The 1,786-nt window shown below is 52.9% G+C and carries 2 tRNA genes and 1 rRNA gene; all 3 read right to left on the reverse strand.

What is annotated here, in order from left to right:
• Positions 1-911: ribosomal RNA gene (locus V6D20_01350) — 23S ribosomal RNA — on the reverse strand; the annotation flags it as partial.
• A 536-nt stretch (positions 912-1,447) separates the two neighbouring features.
• Positions 1,448-1,523 (reverse strand) — tRNA-Ala (locus V6D20_01355).
• 122 nt (positions 1,524-1,645) lie between these two features.
• A tRNA-Ile gene (locus V6D20_01360) sits at positions 1,646-1,722 on the reverse strand.
• Between the last annotated feature and the right edge of the window lie 64 nt (positions 1,723-1,786).

A 1,786-nucleotide genomic window follows, 5' to 3' on the forward strand; every position in this document is an offset into this window, starting at 1 on the left:
GCATGGGGTTGGTAAGTCGGGATGACCCCCTAGCCCAAACAGTGCTCTACCCCCCAGGGTAAGACACGACGCTCTACCTAAATAGATTTCGAGGAGAACCAGCTATCTCCGGGCTTGATTAGCCTTTCACTCCGATCCACAACTCATCCCCTAACTTTTCAACGTTAGTGGGTTCGGCCCTCCAGTTAGTGTTACCCAACCTTCAGCCTGGCCATGGATAGATCGCCCGGTTTCGGGTCTATTGCCTGCAACTAAACGCCCTATTAAGACTCGGTTTCCCTACGCCTCCCCTAAACGGTTAAGCTCGCTACAGACAATAAGTCGCTGACCCATTATACAAAAGGTACGCAGTCACCCGGGCAAGCCCAGGCTCCCACTGCTTGTACGCATACGGTTTCAGGTTCTATTTCACTCCCCTCTCCGGGGTTCTTTTCGCCTTTCCCTCACGGTACTGGTTCACTATCGGTCAGTCAGGAGTATTTAGCCTTGGAGGATGGTCCCCCCGTCTTCAGTCAAGATATCACGTGTCCCGACCTACTTATCGCACGCTCAGTACCACTTCCAGGTTTTCGTGTACGGGGCTATCACCCTCTATCGCCGGACTTTCCAGACCGTTCCACTAACCCAAAAGCTATTACGTGCAGGCTCCTCCCCGGTCGCTCGCCGCTACTGGGGGAATCTCAATTGATTTCTGTTCCTGCGGGTACTTAGATGTTTCAGTTCCCCGCGTTCGCCTCTGCTACCTATGTATTCAGTAACAGATACCCAACTTACGTTGAGTGGGTTTCCCCATTCGGACATTCCCGGATCAAAGGTCGGTTGCTACCTCCCCGAGACTTTTCGCAAGCTCCAACGTCCTTCATCGCCTCTGACTGCCAAGGCATCCACCGTATGCGCTTAGTCACTTGACCATATAATCCAAACCATCTTCTTTAAGCTCCAAACAACACACCTTCCAGTGCACTGCCAAAACCTACTCAAGACAATCGAATTACAAATCCAAGAAGACTCCCCAGCCTGCCCTTTGCACACAGGCCGAGGTTAAAGATTGTTTCAAAGACACACGCAAGATTAACGCGCACCCCCTACTCCAATCCGCCGGATGTTGTGACGCTTAAGTCACAGTATTACAACTCGTTGTGACAACGGGGAATTGAAACCCGTCATCACAGAACAATTATCTATGGATCGTCTGACTTACGATCAGGCAGCAAGCTACCCTCCCGTACTTCAGCTCAATCCAAAGACTCAGCTTGATCTACCTTGTTAAAGAACATCAGGCCGCCAGGACCTGACTGGTCGTTAAACCAGAGGCAGGCACCGCACGCGGTGCCTGCCTCTGACCTAACCTCGATGCCTTTTTCAAGCCTCAACCCAACCCACAATCTTTTTGCTGTGGAATTTGATCCTGAGACTCGCCGATCTGCCCTTTGTCCTCTGCAGGCGGTGGTGGAGCTACGCGGGATCGAACCGCGGACCTCCTGAATGCAAATCAGGCGCTCTCCCAGCTGAGCTATAGCCCCAATGATTCGCCATTCCTGCAGACCTTGATCCGGGCACTCCCAAATCGTTTCCAGACTAGGCGGAGGGTCGCGACGCATAGCCTGCTATGCGAGCGGCGCTCCAACGACGTCTGGGGACGATTTGGTAGGCCTGGGCAGATTTGAACTGCCGACCTCACCCTTATCAGGGGTGCGCTCTAACCAACTGAGCTACAGGCCTATGAGTTCGCACCCGACATGGCGTGGCATCAACCAATGATGAAGACAAAAGTGTGAGCACTCGC

The sequence above is a fragment of the Candidatus Obscuribacterales bacterium genome (genome assembly GCA_036703605.1).
Taxonomy (GTDB): domain Bacteria; phylum Cyanobacteriota; class Cyanobacteriia; order RECH01; family RECH01; genus RECH01.